The organism is Streptomyces apricus, assembly GCF_008369065.1.
GTDB lineage: Bacteria > Actinomycetota > Actinomycetes > Streptomycetales > Streptomycetaceae > Streptomyces > Streptomyces apricus.
The window spans coordinates 35,143-58,108 of record NZ_VDFC01000050.1; the positions used below are offsets into that span (position 1 = coordinate 35,143).

Annotated in this window: 21 protein-coding genes; 10 read left to right on the forward strand and 11 right to left on the reverse strand. The window is 72.0% G+C overall.

The window, feature by feature from the left end:
• Positions 1-173: 173 nt before the first annotated feature.
• Positions 174-1,280, reverse strand: a complete 1,107-nt coding sequence (locus FGF04_RS30430) for a substrate-binding domain-containing protein (RefSeq protein WP_235882578.1) — start codon at positions 1,278-1,280, stop codon at positions 174-176.
• 363 nt (positions 1,281-1,643) lie between these two features.
• Between FGF04_RS30430 and FGF04_RS30435 the strand changes: the two genes are divergently transcribed.
• Entirely contained in the window at positions 1,644-2,126 is a 483-nt protein-coding gene (locus FGF04_RS30435) for a hypothetical protein (RefSeq protein ID WP_149514580.1), read from the forward strand.
• A 34-nt stretch (positions 2,127-2,160) separates the two neighbouring features.
• Here FGF04_RS30435 and FGF04_RS30440 read toward each other — a convergent pair whose 3' ends face one another.
• Both FGF04_RS30440 and FGF04_RS30445 read right to left on the reverse strand, forming a co-directional pair.
• A complete protein-coding gene (locus FGF04_RS30440; protein WP_149514581.1) occupies positions 2,161-2,484 on the reverse strand; it encodes a hypothetical protein in 324 nt (107 codons plus the stop codon).
• Between the two features lie 23 nt (positions 2,485-2,507).
• Positions 2,508-2,957 carry a helix-turn-helix domain-containing protein gene (locus FGF04_RS30445; protein WP_149514582.1) on the reverse strand — a complete coding sequence of 150 codons (450 nt, stop codon included), beginning with the start codon at positions 2,955-2,957 and terminating at the stop codon, positions 2,508-2,510.
• Between the two features lie 339 nt (positions 2,958-3,296).
• On the opposite strand from FGF04_RS30445, the gene FGF04_RS30450 reads away from it, so the two are divergent.
• A complete protein-coding gene (locus tag FGF04_RS30450) occupies positions 3,297-3,551 on the forward strand; it encodes a hypothetical protein (protein WP_149514583.1) in 255 nt (84 codons plus the stop codon).
• Positions 3,552-3,574: 23 nt separating this feature from the next.
• Here the strand turns inward: FGF04_RS30450 and FGF04_RS30455 are convergent, their stop codons facing one another.
• Positions 3,575-4,477, reverse strand: a complete 903-nt coding sequence (locus FGF04_RS30455; protein WP_149514584.1) for a LysR family transcriptional regulator — start codon at positions 4,475-4,477, stop codon at positions 3,575-3,577.
• A gap of 107 nt (positions 4,478-4,584) precedes the next feature.
• Between FGF04_RS30455 and FGF04_RS30460 the strand changes: the two genes are divergently transcribed.
• The gene (locus FGF04_RS30460; RefSeq protein WP_149514585.1) at positions 4,585-5,322 is read left to right on the forward strand and encodes an SDR family oxidoreductase; all 738 of its coding nucleotides are present in this window, start codon (positions 4,585-4,587) and stop codon (positions 5,320-5,322) included.
• 6 nt (positions 5,323-5,328) lie between these two features.
• Here FGF04_RS30460 and FGF04_RS30465 read toward each other — a convergent pair whose 3' ends face one another.
• Entirely contained in the window at positions 5,329-5,976 is a 648-nt protein-coding gene (locus FGF04_RS30465; protein ID WP_149514586.1) for a Uma2 family endonuclease, read from the reverse strand.
• 89 nt (positions 5,977-6,065) lie between these two features.
• Positions 6,066-6,497 carry an ATP-binding protein gene (locus tag FGF04_RS30470; RefSeq protein WP_149514587.1) on the reverse strand — a complete coding sequence of 144 codons (432 nt, stop codon included), beginning with the start codon at positions 6,495-6,497 and terminating at the stop codon, positions 6,066-6,068.
• 235 nt (positions 6,498-6,732) lie between these two features.
• On the opposite strand from FGF04_RS30470, the gene FGF04_RS30475 reads away from it, so the two are divergent.
• Genes FGF04_RS30475 through FGF04_RS30485 form a run of 3 tightly spaced genes read left to right on the forward strand, consistent with a single transcriptional unit; the run spans position 6,733 to position 8,538 of the window.
• Entirely contained in the window at positions 6,733-7,614 is an 882-nt protein-coding gene (locus FGF04_RS30475) for a helix-turn-helix domain-containing protein (protein ID WP_149514588.1), read from the forward strand.
• 10 nt (positions 7,615-7,624) lie between these two features.
• The gene (locus FGF04_RS30480; protein ID WP_149514589.1) at positions 7,625-7,810 is read left to right on the forward strand and encodes a DUF397 domain-containing protein; all 186 of its coding nucleotides are present in this window, start codon (positions 7,625-7,627) and stop codon (positions 7,808-7,810) included.
• Positions 7,807-8,538 (forward strand): class I SAM-dependent methyltransferase, encoded by a 732-nt coding sequence (locus tag FGF04_RS30485; protein WP_149514590.1) that lies wholly within the window; start codon positions 7,807-7,809, stop codon positions 8,536-8,538. Before FGF04_RS30480 ends, FGF04_RS30485 begins: the two co-directional genes overlap by 4 nt.
• A 66-nt stretch (positions 8,539-8,604) precedes the next feature.
• Here FGF04_RS30485 and FGF04_RS30490 read toward each other — a convergent pair whose 3' ends face one another.
• From FGF04_RS30490 to dnaK, 4 genes are all read right to left on the reverse strand, one after another.
• Positions 8,605-9,081: a heat shock protein transcriptional repressor HspR gene (locus FGF04_RS30490; RefSeq protein WP_149514591.1), complete on the reverse strand. Its 477-nt coding sequence runs from the start codon at positions 9,079-9,081 to the stop codon at positions 8,605-8,607.
• Positions 9,082-9,088: 7 nt separating this feature from the next.
• Entirely contained in the window at positions 9,089-10,285 is a 1,197-nt protein-coding gene (gene dnaJ / locus FGF04_RS30495) for a molecular chaperone DnaJ (RefSeq protein ID WP_149514592.1), read from the reverse strand.
• A gap of 87 nt (positions 10,286-10,372) precedes the next feature.
• The gene (gene grpE / locus FGF04_RS30500; RefSeq protein ID WP_149514593.1) at positions 10,373-11,056 is read right to left on the reverse strand and encodes a nucleotide exchange factor GrpE; all 684 of its coding nucleotides are present in this window, start codon (positions 11,054-11,056) and stop codon (positions 10,373-10,375) included.
• The gene (gene dnaK / locus FGF04_RS30505) at positions 11,053-12,918 is read right to left on the reverse strand and encodes a molecular chaperone DnaK (protein WP_149514594.1); all 1,866 of its coding nucleotides are present in this window, start codon (positions 12,916-12,918) and stop codon (positions 11,053-11,055) included. The genes grpE and dnaK overlap by 4 nt, the downstream gene beginning before the upstream one ends.
• 353 nt (positions 12,919-13,271) lie before the next feature.
• On the opposite strand from dnaK, the gene FGF04_RS30510 reads away from it, so the two are divergent.
• Entirely contained in the window at positions 13,272-15,560 is a 2,289-nt protein-coding gene (locus FGF04_RS30510) for a (Fe-S)-binding protein (protein WP_149514595.1), read from the forward strand.
• Positions 15,561-15,703: 143 nt separating this feature from the next.
• Here FGF04_RS30510 and FGF04_RS30515 read toward each other — a convergent pair whose 3' ends face one another.
• A complete protein-coding gene (locus FGF04_RS30515; protein ID WP_149514596.1) occupies positions 15,704-18,997 on the reverse strand; it encodes an AAA family ATPase in 3,294 nt (1,097 codons plus the stop codon).
• 251 nt (positions 18,998-19,248) lie between these two features.
• Between FGF04_RS30515 and FGF04_RS30520 the strand changes: the two genes are divergently transcribed.
• The 3 genes from FGF04_RS30520 to FGF04_RS30530 all read left to right on the forward strand — a co-directional run bounded on the left by FGF04_RS30520 (position 19,249) and on the right by FGF04_RS30530 (position 22,934).
• Positions 19,249-19,917, forward strand: coding sequence for a helix-turn-helix transcriptional regulator (locus tag FGF04_RS30520; RefSeq protein WP_149514597.1), 669 nt, complete (start codon positions 19,249-19,251; stop codon positions 19,915-19,917).
• A gap of 240 nt (positions 19,918-20,157) precedes the next feature.
• The gene (locus FGF04_RS30525) at positions 20,158-20,862 is read left to right on the forward strand and encodes a DUF4255 domain-containing protein (protein ID WP_149514598.1); all 705 of its coding nucleotides are present in this window, start codon (positions 20,158-20,160) and stop codon (positions 20,860-20,862) included.
• 26 nt (positions 20,863-20,888) lie between these two features.
• Positions 20,889-22,934: an ATP-binding protein gene (locus FGF04_RS30530; RefSeq protein WP_149514599.1), complete on the forward strand. Its 2,046-nt coding sequence runs from the start codon at positions 20,889-20,891 to the stop codon at positions 22,932-22,934.
• Positions 22,935-22,966: the final 32 nt, after the last annotated feature.

Consider the following 22,966-nt stretch of genomic DNA (forward strand, 5'->3'; position numbering starts at 1 on the left):
GTCGTACGGGGCCCGCGGGACGCACCCCGGGTGCCCCGAACCGACGGAACCGGCCGAATCACGGCCCGGGGTCCGGGGTGGGCACGGGAGGGGTGCCGGGCGCGGGCGCCGGGCACAGGCGCGCACGTACGGGCGTACGGGCTTGCCGGCAGGGCGTCGGCAGGCCGTGCGGGCTACTTGATGCCGAGCGAGGCGCACGCCGCCTTGTACTTGGCGGTGCAGATCTCGTCCGCCGTGTAGATGCCGTCCTGGAGGACCGTCGAGTCGATGGTCTCGCGGGTCAGCGCGGAGACCTGGATGAGGCTGGCCCGGATGTCCTTGTGGGTGGGGCTGTCGACCTTGTCGGGGGTGAGCGAGTCGAACTCGATGCCGAAGCCGCGGACCCGGGCCACGGCCAGCTCGGCGGCGGCCTCGGCCTCCTCCGGGTACGGCTTGTACACGCTCATGAACTGGTCGCCCGCGATGACGCGCTGCACCGCTTCCAGCTCCGCGTCCTGGCCGGTGACCGGCGGCAGCTTGTCCMCCCCCGCGGCCTTGAGCGCCTCGATGACGCCGCCCGCCATGCCGTCGTTGGCGGAGTACACCCCGGCGATGTTGTCGGCACCGATGGAGGAGATGGCCGCCATCATGTTGGCGCGGGCGTTCGCCGGCTTCCAGTCCTTGGTGTCGTACGTCTTGGCGACGGTCACCTTGCCCTCCAGCTCGGTGAGGGCACCCGCCTTGAACTGCGCGGCGTTCGGGTCCGTCACGGCGCCGTTCATCATGACGATCTTCTGCGCCTTGCCGCCGTCGCCCAGCCGGTCGGCGAGGGCGCGCCCCTGCACCTGCCCGACCGCCTCGTTGTCGAAGGAGATGTACGCGTCGATCGGGCCCTCGGCCAGCCGGTCGTACGCGATGACGGGGATCTTCGCCGCCTTGGCCTTGCGCACCCCGGCGGCGATGGCGTGGGAGTCCACGGCGTCCAGCAGCAGCACGTCCACCTTGTCGGCCACCATCTCGGCGAGCTGGCGTTCCTGCACGTCGGCGTCCTGCTCGGCGTTGGCGTAGACCACCCGGCCCTTGCCGTTCGTCAGTTCCTCGACCTTCTTCTTGATGATGGGGTGGTCGAACTTCTCGTAGCGGGAGTTCGACTTCTCCGGCAGCAGCAGGCCCACGGTGATGTCGTCGCTCTTGGTCGGGGCGGCCTCGGCCCCGTCGTCACCGCTGCCGCACGCGGCGAGGGTCAGGGTCAGGCAGGAGGCGGTGACGGCAAGGGTGGTACGACGTATGGCGCGGTTCACTTCGGGTGCCTTCCGGACGAGGGCGACAGTGCGGGCCCAGGTGACAAAAAGACAACGCGGGGGCCGGCGAGGCGTCAAGGAGTAGGCGCTAACGAGATCGCAACAGAAATCTGTGAAGGGACGGGGGCGAAGTCGGGGGGATCCGCCGGACGGCGGTTCACGGCCTCCCCGCACCCCGGTCCGGCGCGAAAGGTGACAGACCTCCACGTCCGGGTCAGCGGGGCACCTGATCGGCGGCGCACGGATTGCGGCGGGGCGGCCCGCGGAAGTTGCTGGGACCAGACGMCCCGCTCCGACGACCCGCCCCGACGGCCCGTACGGGGCGGGCCGTTCCGACCGCTCCCCGATCACCACGGAGTTCTCATGCGCACGTTCACCCGATGCCTCGTGACGGCAGTGGCCGCGGGCTGTCTGGCCATGGCGGCCGGCCCGTCCGCGACGGCCGCCGCCGCACCTCCGGCGGGCACCTCCGCGCCTCCGGCGGCCGGCCCGCTCCCCGAGGCCTGTGCCGTCGACTGGACGAMCCTGACCGGGCTCGCGGACTCCGGCGCCCTCCAGCAGGCGATCATCGCCTGCGTCACCGCCTACACGGAACGCGAGCAGGACGCCTGGCTCCAGGAGCAGCAGGCGGACGAGACGGAGGGGGCGGCGAAGACGGAGGAAGCGGTGGGGACGGAGGAAGAGGAAGTGGTGGGGACGGACGCGTCGGAGGAGGCCTGGACCGGGGCCGAGGACATCTTGACGAGGATGGAGGAGGCCTTGACGAGGATGGAGGACATCTGGACCGGGATGGAGGCCGGGGACTGGGACATCGCCCTGCCGGCGCACCGGGACCGGACCCCCTAGGGACGCCGGACCCCCTAGGGATGCCGGACGCCCCTCACCCTCCGTCGTCCGACGGGTGCTCGTGCGGCTGTTCGCGCGGGTGCCCGTCCGGGCGCCCGCGGTCCCGCAGCCGCTCGGGGAAGGGGAGGAGACGGGCCGGCGGGCGGTCGGGACCCACCAGGTCCTCCTGGCCGCACGCCCGGGCGTGCTCCTCCCAGCCCGCGCGGAACCAGTTCAGCTGGTGTCGCTGCAACTCCTCCTCGGTGAGGACACGGACGGCCTCCGGACCCGCCGAGCGGACCTTCTCGGCCAGTACGCCGAGGAGGTCGCCCACGAGCCCGGCGACGCGCCGCCCCTCGGCGCCACCCGGTCCGTCCACGCCGTGCTCCGGTCCCTCGCCCGTCAAGCGCCCTCCGGCAGGAACTGCCGGGCCACCCCGGCGAACAGGTCCCTCAGCTCGGGCGGCACGCCCATCCGGCGGGCGGCCTCCTCGGGGCTGAGCCACGGCGCCTCCTCGCCCTCGGCGGCCCGGCCGCCGCCGGTGAGCGGCAGGTCGTCCTCGGTCAGCCGGCCCGAGCGGATGAGCATCTCCCGCAGGGGCACGCCGAGTACGGCCGCGATGCGCCGCATCGTCTCCAGGTCGGGCATGGACTGCCGCTGGAGCAGCCGGCTCACGGCGGCCCGGTGCACCCCGGCGTCGTCGGCCAGCTTCGAACGGCCGCCGCCGCGCGGGCTGTCGATCTCGTAGCCCCGGGCGCGCAGCAGGTCCTCGATCCAGGCGGCGAACTCGCCCAGCCCCGTGGTCCGCCGGTCCTGGTCCACGCGGGCCCCGGCCCGCGAAGTCGAAGCCATGTGTCCGCACTCCCCTCGTCGCCGGGGCAGCGTACCCATCGCGTTCGCGCGAACTTGTGTGCGCGCTCGCGCGTAACTGTGGAGATTTCGCAACTCTGCGTCACGCAACAGCGCTTGACCCCTCGTCAGCATGCTCCACCTCCACGGAACGTAACCACTTGCGTACGCGCTCGCAACATGTAACCCTGTCCGCTCGTTCGCATCTGTCGAACACATGTTCCCATAATGGGGAGGGGGCCGCAGGCCCTCGCGCCATGCGGCACAGGAAAGAGAAGAAGGTGTCCTTATGACCCACCACCCGGCCGGCGTACGCGCATCGGCGTCCTCGGGAGGTGCCCGATGACGACGACCGAGACCGAGGAGGTCGTCCTGGAGCTGGAGCGGCTGCGGCGTTCGGTCGAGGTCGGTTTCGCCACCACGCGGGGCGACCTCGCGCTGCTGCTCCAGCGCGCCGACCGGATGGACAAGACGCTCGACGAGCACGAGACCCGTATCGAGGCCCTGGAACGCACCCGCTGGCCCCTGCCCTCACTGGCCGCGGCCACCTCGTGCCTGGCCCTGGCGCTCACGGTCTGGCAGACGCTGGGCCGGTAGGCGCTGGGCGGGTAGGCGGCGCGTCAGGCGGCCGCCGGGGGTGCCAGCCGGGTGGCCGTGCGGACCAGCGCGGCGAGGGCGAGCGAGCGGCTGTGGGCGGGCCAGGCGATGTGGGTGACGACGGGCGGGGCGTCGGTCAGGGGCACGGCGGCGTGCTCGGCCCACAGCCAGGCGCGGGCGGTCTCCGGGAAGACGGCCGCGGTACGGCCGAGGGCGATCAGCTGGGCCAGCTGCGTCTGGTCGTCGACCTCGGGGCCCGGGCCGGGCGGGAACACGCCGTTGCGGGGCCAGCGGGCGAGCGGCAGGCCGGGGATGCCGGCGATGTCGGCCAGGGTCAGGGTCTCGCGCGCGGCGAGGGGGTGCCCGGCGGGCAGGATCGCGATCTGCCCCTCGGTGGTCAGCTCCTCGCTGTCGAACCCGGCGAGGGAGTTGAACGGCTTGTGCATGAGCGCCACGTCGGCGCGGCCGTCGCGCAGCATCGCCTCCTGCTCGCAGGTGCCGCTCGGCAGCACCTCGATCTCGGCGGCGCCGGGTTCGGCGGCGTAGGCGTCGAGGAGCCGCTGCAGCAGTTCGTGGAACGCGCCGGCCTTGACCGCCAGCACCAGGCGCTCGCGGGAGCCGTCCGGGCCGCCCGGACCACCCCGGCCGTCTGCGCCACCGGCCGCCCGGCGGGTGCGGCGGACCGCGGCGGTGGCCGCGTCGAGGGCGGCGCGCCCCTCGTGCAGCAGCACCTCTCCGGCGGCGGTCAGGGAGACGCCGCGGCGGTCGCGCTCCAGCAGGGTGACGCCCAGGCGCCGCTCCAGCTGCTGGATCGCCCGGGACAGCGGCGGCTGGGCCACGCCGACGCGTTCGGCGGCGCGGCCGAAGTGCAGTTCCTCGGCGACGGCCACGAAGTACCGCAGCTCGCGGGTCTCCAGGGTTTCCATGCGTCCAGTCTCCACGGCGACCGCACACCCTGTGATACCCGCCGGGTATCACAGCCCACCGTATCGGTCTTGGCCGCGCCGGCCGCCTCCGAGTGAGCATCGGCGGCATGAGCGAAACGAAGACCGCGCTGGTCACCGGCGCGAACAAGGGAATCGGCTACGAGATCGCGGCCGGGCTGGGCGCCCTCGGGTACCGCGTGGGCGTGGGGGCCCGCGACGGGGCCCGGCGCGAGGCGGCCGTCGAGAAACTGCGGGCCGCCGGGGTGGACGCGTTCGGGGTACCGCTGGACGTGACCGACGACCGGAGCGTCACGGAGGCGGCGGGACTGGTCGGGCGGCTGGCCGGGCGCCTGGACGTGCTGGTCAACAACGCGGGCATCTCGGGGGACACGGGTCCGGGATGGGTGCAGGACCCGACGACCCTCGACCTCGACCTGGTCCGCACGGTCGTGGAGACCAATGTCATCGGCACCGTCCGGGTGACCAACGCGATGCTTCCCCTGCTGCGGCGCTCGCCCTCGCCCCGCGTCGTCAACCTCTCCAGCAGCGTCGCCTCCCTGACCCACCAGGCGGCCTCCGACGCCAAGGCCGGCCCGGTCATGGCGGCCTACGCGCCGTCGAAGACGTTCCTGAACGCCGTCACCGTGCAGTACGCGCGGCAGCTCGCCGACACGGGCATCCTGGTCAACGCCGCGTGCCCGGGCCTGGTCGCCACCGACTTCACCGGCTTCCAGGGCCCCCGCACCCCCGAACAGGGCGCGGCCACGGCGATCCGCCTGGCCACCCTCCCGGACGACGGCCCGACGGGTTCGTTCTCCGACGACGAGGGGGTGATCCCCTGGTGACTCGGCCTACTTCCTGGTCCGCGCGGGCCCCGTGATCGCCTCCGTGACGGCGAACCCCTTGGCGGGTCCTTCGGGAACGGTGACCTCGGTGCCGTAGGACACGCGGTGGACGCCGACCCAGTCGGCCTGGTCGGGGCGGGGTTCGGTGAGGACGGTCACGGTGCCCTGGCCGTCGTAGTCGTCGATGACGACGTAGACGGGGATGGCGGCGCGGGCGTATTCGCGGCGCTTCCGCTCCTCGGTGCGGTCGCGGTGCCGGCCCCGCCTGTCCGGGGAGACGACCCCCACCACCAAGCGGACAGCGGCTGCGGTAATTCCCGTACCGTCGGCGGTGACGTACCGCTCCGCGTCCCTGGGGACGATGAAGAGGTCGGGGACCCAGGCGCTTCCCTTGTGGATGACGTTGAGGCCACTCCGCGCGGCGAAGTCACCGTCTTTCAAGAAGAGCACCAGGTCGTCCCGGAGCCGGTTGACGATCTGACCGTGCGAGAACCGGCCGGCGGACGACAACTCGATGGCTCCCTCGATGATCTCGGCGCGACAGCCCTCGGGGAGTTCCATGGCCTCCCACGCCTGCCGCAGGACCTCGTCGACGGCAGGCATGTTCTCGGGCTGGTACGGAGGGTCGGTCCGCTCATGCGCATGAGCGGTCATAGCTGCATCACTTCTTTAAAATAGGAAACCAGCCGGGCTCACCTGCGGAAACATCCTTGCTTCACCCGAACAGGTGAGGTACCAGCGGCTCACGCTCCGAGCCCCAGCTCGAACCACACCCCCTTCGCGTAGCGGCCCGCCCTCCCGTCGGCGACACCCCACAGGTCCGCTGTCTCCGCCACGAGGGCGAGGCCGCGGCCCCGGCAGGCCGGCGCGGCGGCGGTCGGCCGGACCAGGACCGGCAGGTCGGGGCTCTCGTCGAAGACGCTCACGTGGAGGCGGGCCGGGTCGAGGCGGACTCGGAGTATGGCGGCGCCCTTCGTGTGCAGGTGGACGTTGGTGACCAGCTCCGAGGTGCACAGGGCTGCCGCCATGACCAGCGGCTCACAGTCGTGCGTGTACAGGATCGCTCGTACGAAGTCCCGGCACACGCGGGGTGCGGTGGCGTCCGCCGACGCGAACAGGCTGTATTCGTGGCTGAGTTGAACGGGGCGGTGGGCGGCACTGCGAGCAGGGTCCATGGAAGGGCTCCAGTCGTGGGATAGGCCCGGCGATGGCGGTGCCCGCGCGCTCCCGGATGGAGGGGCGGGTGCTCTGTCGGCTTGTGGGCAGGGAGATTCATTTGGATTCAGTCGGTGACTGCTCCAACACTGACGGTATTTGTTAAGGGTTCTTATGTGCAACCATTTCACTCGAAGCGGTGGACCGATCCCCTTGTAGGCGGCAGACTCTGGGCACGCCATCAAGGAGATACACGTGGGACTGCGGACCACCATCAGCGAACGCCAGCGTCGGCTCGGCTTCGAGCTCAAACAACTGCGCGAACAGGCAGGATTGAGCGCCGGAGAGGCAAGCGAGCGAATCGGCATGAGCCGTGGCCAACTCAGCCACATCGAGTTGGGCCGGACCTCGATCCTGACGGAACGACTGCGCGACTTGTGCCGAGTGTACGGATGCGCGGACGAGCCCTACGTCGAGGCACTGGTTGCCATGTCCGAAGCGAGCGGCAGAGGCTGGTGGAGTGCGCACAAGAAGCACAGGAGCCCTGACGCGCTCGATCTGGCCGAGCTGGAATCAGAGGCTGTGAGCATCCGGACGCACGAACCGCTGTTCATCCCGGGGCTGTTCCAGACCACCGATTACGCACGCGCCATCTTCAGCAGCCCCAAACTCAGGTTCGACAACATCGAGGAGGGCGTGCGGTTCCGAATGGAACGGCAGCGCGTTCTCACGCACGACAATCCACCGTCCGTACACGCCGTCATCCACGAAGCGGCGCTGCACATGCGGTTCGGAGGTGCCGACGTCGTACGAGAGCAGTTGCTGCGGCTGATCGAGTTGGCTCGCCTGCCTCACGTGACGATCCAGATCTATCCGTTCAGCGCACAGGCTTACGCAGCTCTCAGCGGGAGCTTCGCTCATTTCGCGCCCGCCGAACCGAAGCTGGGAACCGTCCTGCTCGAAGCGCCTCTAGGAGCCCGCTACTTGACGGAACAGTCCCACCTGCTGGAATACACCGCACTGTTCGATCGCCTAGCTGAAAGCGCCCTTGCACCCATCGACGTATCGTTGGCCCCTGAAGCACACTCGGTGAAGGACTCGCTGGCCCTCATCCAGCATCTTCTCTACATGCTCTAGGGAGCCCCGCGTGCAGGAACTGAGCTGGCAGAAGTCGTCCTTCAGCGGCGGCCCGGAAGGTAACTGCCTCCACATAGCCACCGCTCCCGACGGAACGATCCGCCTCCGCGAGAGCGACACCCCCGACACCGTCCTCGCCACCGACCCGGGCGCCCTCGCCGGACTCCTGCGCCACGTCCGCGTGCAGGACCGGTGAGCGACGAGAACTTCGGGCATCCCCGGCTCGCCGCCGTCTACGACCCGCTGGATCCCGACCGCGGCGACCTCGACGCGTATCTGCGCATCGCCGAGGAGTTCGGGGCGCGGCGCGTGCTCGACATCGGCTGCGGGACCGGCGTGTTCGCGCTGCTGCTCGCCGGCCGCGGGGTCGAGGTCGTCGGGGTCGACCCGGCGCTCGCGTCGCTCGACGTGGCCCGCGGCAAACTCGGCAGCGAAAAGGTCCGCTGGATCCACGGCGACGCCACCGCGCTCCCGCCGCTGCGCGTCGATCTCGCGACCATGACGGCGAACGCCGCCCAGCAGATCGTCGACGACCGGGACTGGAAACTCACCCTGCGGGGCGCCCACGCAACACTGCGGCCCGGTGGGCACCTGGTCTTCGAGACCCGGGACCCGGCCCGGCGCGCCTGGGAGGAGTGGAATCGCGAGGCCTCGTACGGCGTGACGGAGATCCCCGGTGTCGGCGCCGTCGAGGCCTGGACCGAGCTGACCGGGGTCGACGGGCAGTTGGTGTCCTTCCGCCAGACCTACGTGTTCGCCGCGGACGGGCAGCGGCTCACGTCGACCTCGACGCTGCGCTTCCGCGAGCGCGACGAGATCGAGGAGGACCTGCGGGCGCAGGGTTTCGCCGTCCGGGACGTCCGCGACGCCCCCGACCGCCCCGGCCGCGAGCTCGTCTTCGTCGCGCGGCGAAACGGCAGCTGAAAGGGCCCGGAGGGTCGGCCCAACTCGGCCGACCCTCCGGGCCCTTCGACGCGACTACCCGCCCGCTCAGTCCGACTGCGGTCTCTTCGGGCGCCAGACCACCAGGGCGCTCGTCTGCTGGACCTCCTGGTACGGGACCAGGTCGCGGCGGTACGAGGCGTGGACCGCCGCCTCGCGCTGCTGCATCGTCGCCGCCGCGCCCTCCACCGCCGACTGCAGTTCCGCGACGCGGGACTGGAGCGCGGCCACCTGGTTCTCCAGCTCGATGATGCGCTTGATGCCGGCCAGGTTGATGCCCTCGTCCTGCGACAACTGCTGGACCGTGCGCAGCAGTTCGATGTCGCGGGCCGAGTAGCGCCGGCCCCGTCCGGCCGTGCGGTCCGGGGAGACCAGGCCGAGGCGGTCGTACTGACGCAGCGTCTGCGGATGCAGACCGGAGAGCTGGGCCGCGACCGAGATGACGTAGACCGGTGTCTCTTCCGTCAGTTCGTAGGCCGCCCTGCCGGTGAACGAGTTCTGCCGACGGCGTCCGGTTGCGTCCATGGTGTCCTCATGCTCCCTTCGCGGCCTGGAACAGCTCCGCCCGCGGATCCTCCTCCGCGGTCGCCTCGCGATACGCCTCCAGCGCGTCACGAGCCTTCCCCGTCAGGTCCGTGGGGACACTCACCTCGACGGTGACGAGCAGATCCCCACGGCTGCCGTCCTTGCGGACCGCGCCCTTGCCCCGGGCGCGCATCGTACGGCCGTTGGGCGTGCCCGGCGGCAGTTTCAGGGTGACCGGGGGCCCGCCGAGTGTGGGCACGCGGACCTCGCCGCCGAGCGCCGCCTCCGTGAAGGTGACGGGCACGGTGACGGTGAGGTTGTCGCCCTTGCGGCCGAAGACCGGGTGGGCGTCCACGTGCACGGTGACGTACAGGTCGCCCGAGGGCCCGCCCCGCTCACCGGGCGCGCCCTTGCCGCGCAGGCGGATGCGCTGGCTGTCCGACACCCCGGCGGGGATGCGGACCTGCATGGTCCGCGACGACTTGGCGCGCCCCGAGCCGTTGCACACCGCGCAGGCGTGCTCGGCGATCAGGCCGCGGCCCTTGCAGTCCGGGCACGGGTCGGTCAGCGAGAACCCGCCGCCCGAGCCGCGCGCCACCTGGCCGGTGCCGACGCAGGTCGGGCACACGCGCGGCGTGCCGTTCTTGTCGCCGGTGCCCGAGCAGGCCTTGCAGGGCGACTGCGAGGTCATCCGGAGCGGGACGGTCGCGCCGTCCACCGCCTCCGTGAAGCTGAGCGTGACCTCCGTGTCGATGTCCTGGCCGCGCCGCGGCTGCGTGCGCGCACCGGGACCGCCCGCGCCGCCGCGGTTGAAGAGGCCGCCGAAGACGTCCCCTATGCCGCCGCCGAACCCGCCGGCGCCACCGGCTCCGCCCGCCCCGCCCTGGGGGCCGCCTCCGAAGAGGTCCCCCAGGTCGAAGTTGAAGGAGCCGCCCGTACCGCCGGGCCCGGGCCGGAAGCCGCCGTTGCCGAAGAGGGTGCGGGCCTCGTCGTACTCCTTGCGCTTCTTGGGGTCGCCGAGGACGTCGTTCGCCTCGGAGATCTCCTTGAAGCGCTCCTCGGCCTTCGCGTTCCCCTTGTTGGCGTCCGGGTGGAACTCGCGGGCGAGCTTCCGGTACGCCTTCTTGATCTCGGCCTCGGTGGCGTCCTTGGGGACGCCGAGAACCTTGTAGTAGTCCTTCTCGATGAAGTCCTTGGTGCTCATCCTCGACGCCCCTCCTTCCGTACGTCACTCTCACGTACGCGCTCGACGGTCCTCGTGCGTACGGGCGCGCGTACGCCCTGTGTCACGTCAGCCCTCGTCCGGGCCACCGCTCTCCTTGTCGTCGGCCGCCGCGGCCGCCGTGTCCGCCTCGTCGGCCTTGGCCGGCTGGGCGCCCGGCTGCGGCTCGGCCACCGCCACCCGCGCGGGGCGGATGGTGCGCTCGCCGAACCGGTACCCCGGCTGCAGAATCGCCACGCAGGTCGTCTCGGTGACGTCCGGCGCGTACGAGTGCATCAGGGCCTCGTGGATCGTCGGGTCGAAGGGCTCGCCCTCCTTGCCGAACTGCTGCAGGCCCATCTTGGCCGCGACGGTCTCCAGCGACTCGGCCACCGACTTGAAGCCGCCGACCAGTTCGCCGTGTTCCCGCGCGCGGCCGATGTCGTCGAGCACGGGCAGGAGCTCGGTCAGGAGGTTCGCGACGGCGAGCTCCTTGACCGCGATCCGGTCGCGCTCGACCCGGCGGCGGTAGTTCTGGTACTCGGCCTGGAGCCGCTGGACGTCCGCCGTGCGCTCGTTGAGCGCCGTGCGCACCTGGTCCAGCTGGGCCGTCAGGCCTGCGATCTGGGCTGCTGACTGAGCTGCTGCCGTGTCCCCGGCCCGGGCCGCCCCGTCCTCCGCGGAGGAGGGGGCGGCCTTCGGCTCGGCGTCTTCAGGGGTGGCGCCGGAGGGGACGTCGGGCTGCTCGTCGAAGCCCGGGGTCTCCTCCGTCACGCGGCACCGTCCTTGCGGTCACGGTCCTCGTCGACGATCTCGGCGTCGACCACGTCGTCGTCGGCAGCCTTGGCACCGGCGTCCGGACCCGCGCCCGGGGTCTCGGCACCCGCGCCGGCCTGGGCGGCCTGGGCGTCGGCGTACATCGCCTGGCCGAGCTTCTGGGAGACGGCGGCGACCTTCTCGGTGGCCGTACGGATCTCCGCGGTGTCCTCGCCCTTCAGCGCGGCCTTCAGCTCCTCGACGCCCGCCTCGACCTCGGTCTTGACGTCGCCGGGGACCTTGTCCTCGTTGTCCTTGAGGAACTTCTCCGTCTGGTAGACGAGCTGCTCGCCCTGGTTGCGGGCCTCGGCTGCCTCGCGGCGGCGGTGGTCCTCGTCCGCGTACTGCTCGGCCTCCTGGCGCATGCGGTCGACCTCGTCCTTCGGCAGCGAGGAGCCGCCGGTGACGGTCATCTTCTGCTCCTTGCCCGTGCCCAGGTCCTTCGCGGTCACGTGCATGATGCCGTTGGCGTCGATGTCGAAGGCGACCTCGATCTGCGGGACCCCGCGCGGGGCCGGCGGCAGGCCGGTCAGCTCGAACATCCCGAGCTTCTTGTTGTACGCCGCGATCTCGCGCTCGCCCTGGTAGACCTGGATCTGCACGGACGGCTGGTTGTCCTCGGCCGTCGTGAAGATCTCGGACCGCTTGGTCGGGATCGTGGTGTTGCGCTCGATGAGCTTGGTCATGATCCCTCCCTTGGTCTCGATGCCGAGGGACAGCGGGGTCACGTCCAGCAGCAGGACGTCCTTGACCTCACCCTTGAGGACACCGGCCTGCAGGGCGGCGCCGATGGCGACGACCTCGTCCGGGTTGACGCCCTTGTTGGCGTCCTGGCCGCCGGTGAGCTCCTTGACGAGCTCGGCCACGGCGGGCATGCGGGTGGAGCCACCGACGAGGACGACGTGGTCGATCTCGCTCAGCTGGATGCCGGCGTCCTTGATGACGTTGTGGAACGGCGTCTTGCAGCGCTCCAGCAGGTCGGCCGTCAGCTGCTGGAACTGGGCGCGGGTGAGCTTCTCGTCCAGGTGCAGCGGGCCCTCGGCGGACGCCGTGATGTAGGGCAGGTTGATCGAGGTCTCCGTGGAGGAGGACAGTTCGATCTTGGCCTTCTCGGCGGCCTCGCGCAGACGCTGCAGGGCCATCTTGTCCTTGGCCAGGTCCACGCCGTGGCCGGACTTGAACTGCTGCACCAGGTAGTCGACGACGCGCTGGTCCCAGTCGTCACCACCGAGGTGGTTGTCGCCGTTGGTGGCCTTCACCTCGACGACGCCGTCGCCGATCTCCAGCAGGGACACGTCGAACGTGCCGCCACCGAGGTCGAAGACGAGGATCGTCTGGTCGTCCTTGTCGAGACCGTAGGCCAGGGCGGCGGCCGTCGGCTCGTTCACGATGCGCAGGACGTTCAGGCCCGCGATCTCGCCGGCCTCCTTCGTCGCCTGGCGCTCGGAGTCGTTGAAGTACGCCGGGACGGTGATGACCGCGTCGGCCACCTTCTCGCCCAGGTACGCCTCGGCGTCGCGCTTCAGCTTCTGCAGGATGAAGGCGCTCATCTGCTGCGGGTTGAAGTGCTTGCCGTCGAGCTCGATCTTCCAGTCCGTGCCCATGTGACGCTTGACCGACCTGATGGTCCGGTCCACGTTCGTGACCGCCTGGCGCTTCGCGACCTCGCCGACGAGCACCTCGCCGTTCTTGGCGAAGGCGACGACGGACGGCGTGGTCCTGGCGCCCTCGGCGTTGGTGATGACGGTGGGCTCACCGCCCTCCAGAACGCTGACGACGGAGTTAGTCGTGCCCAGGTCGATGCCGACCGCACGTGCCATTTCGATTCCTCCAGCAATGACTTGAGTGGAACGGACTCAAGTGTGCATGACGCTTGCCGCTTGGTCAACAGAGGTGAGCCGTGGGGGCTCAACTTTATCTCTTACTTACGCGCACTTTGGGCTCTGAGCTGCGGGAACACTGCCGTCCGCGGCTGCGTGGGGGCTGGTCGCGCAGTTCCCCGCGCCCCTGACGGGCGCCCCTGCGGGGGCGCCAGCCACAAGTACCCAGGTAACCCTCAGCGACGCAGATCACCGGTTTGCTGGCTACAGTGCGGACAGAGGAATGGGTAGTCTCGTAGGACTGCGTAAGCTACCGCTCAGTAATGAACCTCGCAGGCCCGAGGAGCCCCGAAATGCAACTCGCCGCGATCATCGTGTCGCTGGTCCTGACCGTGGTCGGCGTCGCGCTCATCGCACGCGCCATCGGCCAGTTCGTCCGGTACTTCAAGCTCGGCCAGCCGGTCCCCGCCGGTCTGCGCACCGACAACCCGTACCAGCGCAGCGTGACGCTGGTGAAGGAGTTCCTCGGCCACACCCGGATGAACCGGTGGGGCATCGTCGGCTTCGCCCACTGGTTCGTGGCCGTCGGCTTCCTCACGCTGCCGCCGACCCTCGCCCAGGCCTTCGGCCAGCTCTTCCAGGCCGACTGGGTGCTGCCGGTCATCGGCGGGTTCCTGCCGTTCGAGATGTACATCGAGTTCATCGGCGTGATGACCGTCCTGGGCATCGCCGTGCTCATCGCGATCCGGCTGCTGAGCCTGCCCTCCCGGGCCGGCCGCAAGTCCCGCTTCGCGGGCTCCAAGTCGGGCCAGGCGTACTTCGTCGAGTACGTCATCCTCACCATCGGCCTCGCCATCTACGTGCTGCGCGGCCTGGAGGGCGCCCTGCACCACGTCGAGCACTACGAGGCGGGCTACTTCGCCTCGTACCCGCTGGTCCTGGCCTTCAAGGGCCTGAGCACGGGCGTGCTGCAGAACCTGGTCTACCTGGTCGCGACGATCAAGATCGGCACGTCCTTCGTGTGGATGATCGTCGTCTCGCTCAACACCAACATGGGCGTGGCCTGGCACCGCTTCCTGGCCTTCCCGAACATCTGGTTCAAGCGCAACGCCGACGGCTCCACCGCGCTCGGCGCGCTGCAGCCGATGACCAGCGGCGGCAAGCCGATCGACTTCACCGACCCGGGCGACGACGACGTCTTCGGCGTCTCCCAGGTCGAGCAGTTCTCCTGGAAGGGCCTGCTCGACTTCTCCACCTGCACCGAGTGCGGGCGCTGCCAGTCGCAGTGCCCCGCCTGGAACACCGGCAAGCCGCTCTCCCCGAAGCTGCTGATCATGTCGCTGCGCGACCACGCGCACGCCAAGGCCCCCTACCTGCTGGCCGGCGGCGGCAAGGACATGGAGGGGACCGAGAAGGCCTCCGCCGAGCAGCTCAAGGACGTGCCCGTCGCCGCGCTGGCGGAGGCCGAGCGGCCCCTGATCGGCACCCTGGAGGAGAACGGGGTCATCGACCCCGACGTCCTGTGGTCCTGCACCACCTGCGGCGCCTGCGTCGAGCAGTGCCCGGTCGACATCGAGCACATCGACCACATCGTCGACATGCGCCGCTACCAGGTGATGATCGAGAGCGCCTTCCCGTCCGAGGCGGGCACCATGCTCAAGAACCTGGAGAAGAAGGGCAACCCCTGGGGGCTGGCGAAGAAGCAGCGCCTGGAGTGGACCAAGGAGGTCGACTTCGAGATCCCGGTCGTCGGCCGCGACATCGAGGACCTCACCGAGGTCGAGTACCTGTACTGGGTCGGCTGCGCGGGCGCCCTGGAGGACCGGGCCAAGAAGACCACCAAGGCCTTCGCCGAGCTGCTGCACATGGCGGGCGTCAAGTTCGCCATCATGGGCGGCGACGAGAAGTGCACCGGTGACTCCGCCCGCCGCCTGGGCAACGAGCCCCTGTTCCAGGAGCTCGGCATGGAGAACGTCATGTCCCTCAACGCCGCCTTCGGCGAGGAGATGGACGACGACGGCAAGGTCCTGCCGGAGTCCGCGAAGCCCAAGGCGGCCAAGAAGATCGTCGCCACCTGCCCGCACTGCCTCAACACCCTGGGCAACGAGTACCCGCAGCTCGGCGGCGACTACGAGGTCATCCACCACACCCAGCTGCTCCAGCACCTGATCGACGAGGGCAAGCTGATCCCGGTGACCCCCGTCGAGGGCCTCATCACCTACCACGACCCGTGCTACCTGGGCCGGCACAACAAGATCTACACGCCGCCGCGCGAGATCATGACCGCCGTCCCCGGCCTGCGCCAGCAGGAGATGCACCGCCACAAGGAACGCGGCTTCTGCTGCGGCGCCGGTGGTGCGCGGATGTGGATGGAGGAGCGGATCGGCAAGCGCATCAACAACGAGCGCGTGGACGAGGCACTCAGCCTCGACCCGGACATCGTGTCGACCGCCTGCCCGTTCTGCCTCGTCATGCTGACCGACTCGGTCAACGGCAAGAAGAACGACGGCAAGGCCAAGGAGTCCGTGCAGGTCGTGGACGTGGCCCAGCTGCTCCTCGACTCCGTCAAGACCCCGTCGGACGAACCGCCGGCGGGCACGGCCGAGACGGAGAACGAGCCTCAGCCGGAGCCGGTCAAGTAACGGGCCGGAGCGAGTGGCCCCCCGCCGGGAAACGGTGGGGGGCCACTCGTTTCGTTTTGGCTCACCGCCGGTGGGGGCCGAGCGCGCAGTTCCCCGCGCCCCTTAGGGGCCCGGGGCGCCGCAAAGCGATGTCGCGCGGGTCCTCATGTGTCCTGGCGGCGGTCGAGGGCGGTCGGTAGTTCGGTCCGTCTGCGGATGCCCAGCTTCTTGTACGTGCTGGTCAGATGGGTCTCGACGGTGCGGCGGGCGAGGKGCAGCAGGTCCGCGATCTCCGTGTTCGTGCGGCCGCCCGCGGCCAGCCCGGCGATACGGCGCTCGCTGGCGGTGAGCGCGTCCGAGCCGGTGAGCGCCGCGGTGCGGCGGGCGCCGCTCTCGCGCAGGGCCTCCTCGGCCTCGGTCCGCAGCCGGACGGCGCCCAGCCGCTCCGCGCGTTCGGCCGCCTCCCGCAGGCAGTCGCGGGCGCGGGCCCGCTCCCCGGCCCCGGTCAGCAGGCGGCCCCGTGCGATCAGGGCGGGGATCAGTTCCGGTTCGACGGAGGCGTCCCGCAGGAGGCGTACGGCCCGGTCCGTGAGGTCCAGGCCGCGGCGCCCGCCGGTCGCCGTGCCGAGCACCCGCAGGGCGCGGCCCACCGGGCGCGGGGTGTTCCACACCTCGGCCAGCCGCAGTTCCTCCGCGGCGAGTTCGAGCGCCTCGCGGGGGCGGCCGAGCGCCAGGTGGCACTCCGCCGCGGCCGTCCGCCAGGGCGTGACGACCGGGCTCAGCACGTCACGGGCCGACTGGCGGCGCCCGCACTCGGTGAAGTCGTCCAGCGCGCCCGCCCGGTCGCCGGTGGCGGCCCGGAGCACGCCGCGCGCGTACAGGAACCGGTTCAGCTCCCAGGACTCCTGGGCCTCGCCCAGGTCGACGGCGCCCGCGAGCCGGACGGCCTCCGGCAGCCGGCCGGTCTCGACCAGCGCGATCACCGCGTGGGCCCGGCCGTTGGCCGGCCCCGGGCGCGAGCCGTTCGGGCGGTGGGCGTCGGGGCCGGTGAGCAGGCGCGCGTAGTCGCCGCGGGCCGCGGCGATGTCGGCCCGTACGTTCAGCAGGGCGCGGTGCATCGGGTGCAGCAGGGAGGGCCGCTGGTGGGTGAGGCCGCGCTCGACGAGCCGTTCGGCCTCCTCCAGCTCGTCGGCCCACTGGGCGACGGCGGCGGCCGTGCCCAGCAGATAGGGCTCCGCGAGCGGGTCGACGGGTTCCGCGAGGAGAGCGCGTACGCGTTCCATGGCGGTGTCCGCCGAGATCAGGCCCGCGGACGCTTCGTACCGCACGAGCAGGGCCCGGCCCGCGGTGCCGACCAGGCCCGGTGAGCGGGCGGCGCTCTCGCGCAGCCGGCGGTAGACCTCCTGGCGGGCCTCCTGGTCGTGGTCGGAGAGCAGCGCCGAGGCGATGTGCACCGTACGGGCCAGGTCGGGGTGGGCCGTCAGCTGGGGGTCGAGCGAGCGCAGGACGTCGATCGCGGCGCGGGCCTCGCCGCGGCCGGCCAGCGCGGTGCCGAGGGCGACCGCGGCGCGCACGCGGTCCTGCGGGACGCCGGGCAGGCGGACCGCCTCGGCCAGGCGCGGTATGCCGGCCGACGCGCGGACGGTMACGTACTCCAGCGAGCCGAGCTCGGTGAGGAGCCGTTGCCGGTGGTCGTCGGGCAGCGGTTCGTCCAGGGCCCGGCGCAGGTAGGGCAGGGCGTCGGCGGGGCGGGCGTCATGGACGGCGACGGCGGCGGCGTCCAGCAGGACGCCGGTGGCCCAGGGCTCGCCGACGGCGTCGGTGCGCAGCAGCTGGCCGGCGACGGTCTCGGCGCGTTCGCCGCGCCGGAGCATGACCGCGGCGGCGGTGCGGTGCGCGGCCCGCCGCCGGGCGACGGGCCAGCCGCTGAGCACCGCGTCCCGCAGCAGCGGGTGGGCGTACCGGTGCCGTCCGTCGGCCCCGGCCCGCAGGACCCCGAGCCGCGTCATGGCGGTGAGCCACCCGCCGACCCGCGCGGAGTCCACGTCGGCGACCTCACCGAGCAACTCGGCGAGCCCGTCGGCACCGGTCTCGGTCTCCGGCGGAGCCGCCGGGTCGTCGCCGGCACACCCGCCGGGGCCGGGGGCGGCCGGACGGGGACCGTCCCCGGGGTGGCCCGGAGCACCCGGTCGGCTCCACGGGCGGTCCCACGGGCCCGGCCACTCCGGATCCGGCCGGGCACCGTGGCCGGATCCGGGGTGGCCGTCGTGGGCCTGCCCGTCGTGGGCCTGCCCGTCGCGGGCCTGCCCGTCGTGGACCGGCGCGCCCGGCCGACCCAGCTGGTCCGGCTGACCGGCGTAGTCCGGCTGACCTGCGTGGTCCGGCTGGCCTGCGTGGTCCGCTCGGTCCTGCCAGTGGGGGGCGGGGTCCGTCAGGGGCCCGGCAGGAGTGTCCTCCCGGGGCCCGGCGGGACGGGTCCCGGCGGCAGCGGGCCGCGCGGCGTCCCGTTGTGCGGGCACGCCGTTGTGACGGGGCGCCGGTCCGTCGTCATGGCCGGACGGCGGCACGCCGTTGTGGCGGAGCGCCGGGCCGGCGTGTCCGTTCTCGTTCGGCCGCTCGGACGGCGTCCGGACCGGACGGTGTGCCAAGTCGTCCTCCAGTGCGGCCAGCGCCCGGGCCACCTCCCGCGTCGAGGGACCCGCGTTGTCCAGCCACCACGTGACCGCCGCCTGGTACGCGCCCGGATAGAGCGCGGCGCAGGTGTGCGGGACCGTCGCGGGCAGCGTCCCGTGCAGGTCGTCCAGCAGGGCCCGCAGCAGCAGCGGACTGCCCGCGCTCGCCCGTACGCAGTCCTCCACCCAGGTCCGCGGGACCGCGCCGAAGTCGGCGCGGACCAGCTCCGCGAGGGAACCGGCGCCCAGCGGAGCCAGGGTGAGGGTGCGCACGAGCGCGGGCGAGAGCGCGTGGGCGAGGCCGGCCGGCGGCGCGTCGACGTCGTACTGGCTGCGCTCGGTCACCAGCAGCAGCAGAGGTAATCGGTCCACCCGCCGGGCCGCGTCCACGAGCCAGCGCCGCGAGGCCTCGTCCGCGAGGTGGACGTCGTCCACGGTGACCAGGAGCGGCGCCCCGGTCGTGAACGAGCGCAGCAGCCGCCACAGCCAGGCGCCCCGGCCGCGTTCGTCCGGCACCTCGTGGCTGTGCGTGAACTCCGCGGACGGCGAAAGGAGTTGCCTGACCGTCGAGAAGGGGACCTCCCGGTCGTCGGGCGAGCAGCGGGCCCGCAGCACCCGCATCCCCGCCGCCTCGGCCTGCCCGGTGGCGGCTTCGAGGAGCGCGGTGCGGCCCGTACCCGTGGCACCCCGCAGCAGGACGAGCCGCCCGGTCCCGGCGCGGGCGCGCCGCGCCTCGGCGGCGACCAGCTCCAGGGTTTCCCGGCGCTCAAGCAGTGGTAGGTACATCCCTGCCTCCCTCGCGGCCGTGGTGCGGCCCACTGTGTGGGACGGTGGAACCGATGCCCCTCGTTGCGTGACCCCTCCCGTGACTTGACCCACTGTCATCACTGATACATCCCCCGGACGGCGGCAAACCTCGTGGTGCGTCTCGTGGTCGTCCACGATTGCGCCGACCCCGTACGCCCCAGAAGTGTGGTGAATGCATGCCTGTCACGGACGCCACAGAGGTGACGGGCTCGTGAACATAGGGGAGTCCGTTGCGCAGCTCGTTTGGGACCACGGCTCCGGGCACGGCAGAGCCCGAGTCCCGAATACCGGTGGCGGTCCACGCCTCGGATCCGATCACCCGTGAAGGAGCGCTCAGCCAACTGCGGCAGCACGCGGTGATCGACCTCCGCGAGGAGACCGAGACCGGTCCGGACACCGTCGCCCTGCTGATCAGTGAGACGCTGGACGAGGCCGCGCTCTCCCGGCTGCGCAGACTGGTGCGCAGCGAGGGCGCCCGGGCCGTGCTGGTCGTGAGCGTGATCCGCGAGACCGAGCTCCTGGACGTCATCGAGTGCGGGGTCGGCGCCATCGTGTGGCGCCACGAGGCCACCGCGCACCGCCTGGTGCAGGCCGTCGTCGCGGCCTCCCGCGGGGACGGCGACCTGCCCGCCGACCTGCTCGGCCGGCTCTTCAGCCAGGTCGGTTCGCTGCACCGCACGGCGAGCAGCCATCCCGGTGCCCCCGCCTCGGGACTCGCACCGCGTGAGGTGGACGTACTGAGGCTCGTCGCCGAGGGGCTCGACACCGGGGAGATCGCCAGCAAGCTGTCCTACTCCGAACGGACCGTCAAGAACGTGATGCACGGGCTCACCACCCGGCTGCATCTGCGCAACCGGGCCCATGCCGTGGCGCACGCGCTCCGCGAAGGCTACATCTGATCGAACGGGCAGTCCGAACGGCCCCTCGGGCAGCGGTGTCTGCCCGGCCGTCGTCCCCGGCGTGCCTGCGGGGACGACGGCTGCGAAGGCACGATCGGTGACGGCAGCGGTTCCGGCGCCGCCGCGGGACAGCAGGCGTCCCGCAGCCGGCACCGGCATCCGGCGGCGGCGACAGAGCGCGGCACGGCACGGTAGAGCACGTCACAGCAGGGCACGGCACGGCAGGGCGGGAGCACGACGGTGATCCACGAGGTGGACGAGGTCCTCAAGCGGCTGCTCGGAGGCGGTGCGCTGGCCGGCTCCGGCATCGACATCTCCTTCGACGCCCCGACCCGCGACTGGGCGGCCCGGCGCAACGCGCCCTCCGTCAACGCCTACCTGTACGACATCCGCGAGGACGTCTCCCGGCGTCAGCGCGGCCAGGTCTCCGTGCGCGACGAGCGCGACATCGTGGTGCGCCGCCGTCAGCCGCCGCGCTGGTTCCGGCTGTCGTACCTGGTCACCGCCTGGACCAAGCAGCCCCAGGACGAACACCGACTGCTCTCCGCGGTCCTGGCGACCCTGCTGCCCCGCGAGCTGCTGGCCCCGTCCGAACTGTCGGGCTCCCTCGGCGCACTGGGGCTCTCCGTGCCGCTGACGGTGGCCGGGCTGCACACCGAGTCGCGGTCCCTCGCCGAGATCTGGTCGGCCCTGGGCGGCGAGCTGAAGCCGTCGCTGGACCTCGTGGTCACCGTGCCCTTCCCGGCCTTTCCCGAGTACGACGCCGGTCCCCCGGTCACCGAGGGCGCGGTCGTGCGCGTACGCGGCACGGACGGCACGCTGGAGGGCTCGGAGGAACGCGCGCACCTGCCCCGGCACCTCAAGTCCTCGCCCGCCGCCGGCAGGCGCGGGACCACCGCGGGCAAGAGCGCCGGAGACAAGAGCACCGGAGAACGGAAGAAGTGACCACCCACGCCCCCCGTACGTCAGGCATGACCGACGCGCTCCTCCTGCGGCTGTCCCGACTGCGCGACCGCGTGGCCGAACTGGTCGAGGAGCGCGGCACCGGCGACCCCACGGCCGGCGACCCGCTGCGCGGCCTCTACCTCTCCGACGAGGCGGTACGGCACCTGCTGGTGCCCAGGACGGCCCCGTACACGTCCGCCTTCGAGGACGACGAGGACCACGAGGGTGACAGGGACCACGAGGACCACGGCGACCGCGAGGACGGCCAGGACAGCGAGGACAGCGAGGACGGCGGGGAGCGGGACGCCGGCCGCGCGGCCCCGGCCGACCGGCTGGAGCTGCTCGCGATGCGGCTCGGGCTCCCCGAGCTGGACCTGCGGATCCTGCTCATCGCCCTCGCCCCCGACCTGGACCGCTCCTTCGAGCCGCTGTACGGGTACCTCAACGACGACGTCAGCCGGCGCAGGGCGAGCACCGGGCTCGCCCTCGACCTGTGCGGGCTGCCCGTGCACCTCGCGTGGGCGCGGGCCCGGTTCCACCCCTCCGCGCCGCTCACCGCGCTCGGCCTGCTCGACGTCGAGGACCCCGAACGGCCCTTCCTCAGCCGGTCGTTGCGCGTGCCCGACCGGCTCGTCGCCCATCTGCTCGGCGACGACACCCTCGACCCCGCGCTCACCGGCCACGTCCATCCGCTCGCGACGGCGCCCGGGTCGCACGACGACACGTTCAGCGCCAAGCTCGCCGACCGGCTGGCCGCCGAGCCCCTCGTCGTCTACCTGCGCGAACACCGCGAGGGCGACGGACTCGCCGGTGCCGCCGCCGCCCTGCGGACCGTCGGCTTCCAGGCCCTGCACTACACGGGCCCCGAGGACCGCGTACCGGAGCTCCTGCGCGAGGCCAGGCTGCGCGGCGCCGCGATCGTCGCCTCCGCCCTGCCGGAGCAGCCCGGCCCGTTCCTGCGGAAGCTGGCGGACGCGGGCGTGCCCGTGCTGCTCACCGGGTCGCGGCCGTACGACCCCCAGTGGTGCGAGCGCGACCCGCTGGTCCTGGACGCGCCCCGGCAGCGGGCGGGCGCGGTGGAGGCCTGGTCGGCCGCCCTGCGGCAGGAGCCGGACTTCGACCTCGCAGCCGTCGTGGCCCCCTACCGGCTCGGCGGCGACCGCATCCTGCGCGCCGCGCACGCCGCCGAGGACCTCGCGGGCTTCGACGGCACCCCGGTGACCGCCGCGCACCTGCGGCTCGGCGCCCGGCAGCAGTCCGCCTCGGGGCTCGAACAGCATGCCCGCCGGATCAGGCCGGACGTGGGCTGGCAGGACCTCGTGCTGCCCGACAAGCCCCTGGTGCAGTTGCACGAACTGGCCCTGCGGGCCCGCCACCGCGACCAGGTCCTCGGCGACTGGCGGCTGAGCGCCGGCGGCGGCCGGGGCCGCGGTGTCCTCGGGCTCTTCGCGGGCGAGTCCGGCACCGGCAAGACCCTGTCGGCGGAGGTCGTCGCCGCCGAACTGGGCCTGGACCTCTACGTGGTGCAGCTCTCCTCGATCGTCGACAAGTACGTGGGCGAGACCGAGAAGAACCTGGAGCGGATCTTCACCGAGGCCGACCGCACGGACGCGGTCCTGCTCTTCGACGAGGCGGACGCCGTCTTCGGCAAGCGCTCCGAGGTCAAGGACTCCCACGACAAGTACGCCAACATGGAGAGCGCCTACCTGCTGCAGCGCCTGGAGTCCTTCGACGGCATCGCGCTGCTCACCACCAACCTGCGCGCCAACATCGACGAGGCGTTCACCCGCCGCCTCGACCTGGTGATCGACTTTCCGTTCCCCGACTCCGAACAGCGCCTCGCGCTGTGGCGGCACAGCCTGGCCGCGGTGCCGTGCGCCGACGACATCGACCCGTCGTCGGTCGCCCGCGACTTCGAACTGGCCGGTGGATCGATCCGCAGCGCCGTCGTCACCGCCGCCTACGCGGCCGTGGGCCGCGGCGCCCCGGTCACGACGGCGGACCTGCGCGAGGGCGCCGAACGGGAGTACCGCAAGGCAGGCCGCCTGGTCCCGGGAGAGGGCAACTGGTAGCAGCCCCGGGGGGCGCCCCTCCAGGGGCGCGG

Coding starts and splice junctions, on each gene's coding strand:
- FGF04_RS30530 (WP_149514599.1), top strand. CDS start 20,889: ATGACCGACGCGCTCCTCCTGCGGCTGTCCCGACTGCGCGACCGCGTG.
- FGF04_RS30455 (WP_149514584.1), bottom strand. CDS start 4,477: ATGGAAACCCTGGAGACCCGCGAGCTGCGGTACTTCGTGGCCGTCGCC.
- FGF04_RS30510 (WP_149514595.1), top strand. CDS start 13,272: ATGCAACTCGCCGCGATCATCGTGTCGCTGGTCCTGACCGTGGTCGGC.
- dnaK (WP_149514594.1), bottom strand. CDS start 12,918: ATGGCACGTGCGGTCGGCATCGACCTGGGCACGACTAACTCCGTCGTC.
- FGF04_RS30465 (WP_149514586.1), bottom strand. CDS start 5,976: ATGACCGCTCATGCGCATGAGCGGACCGACCCTCCGTACCAGCCCGAG.
- FGF04_RS30450 (WP_149514583.1), top strand. CDS start 3,297: ATGACGACGACCGAGACCGAGGAGGTCGTCCTGGAGCTGGAGCGGCTG.
- FGF04_RS30470 (WP_149514587.1), bottom strand. CDS start 6,497: ATGGACCCTGCTCGCAGTGCCGCCCACCGCCCCGTTCAACTCAGCCAC.
- FGF04_RS30490 (WP_149514591.1), bottom strand. CDS start 9,081: ATGGACGCAACCGGACGCCGTCGGCAGAACTCGTTCACCGGCAGGGCG.
- FGF04_RS30460 (WP_149514585.1), top strand. CDS start 4,585: ATGAGCGAAACGAAGACCGCGCTGGTCACCGGCGCGAACAAGGGAATC.
- FGF04_RS30445 (WP_149514582.1), bottom strand. CDS start 2,957: ATGGCTTCGACTTCGCGGGCCGGGGCCCGCGTGGACCAGGACCGGCGG.
- dnaJ (WP_149514592.1), bottom strand. CDS start 10,285: ATGAGCACCAAGGACTTCATCGAGAAGGACTACTACAAGGTTCTCGGC.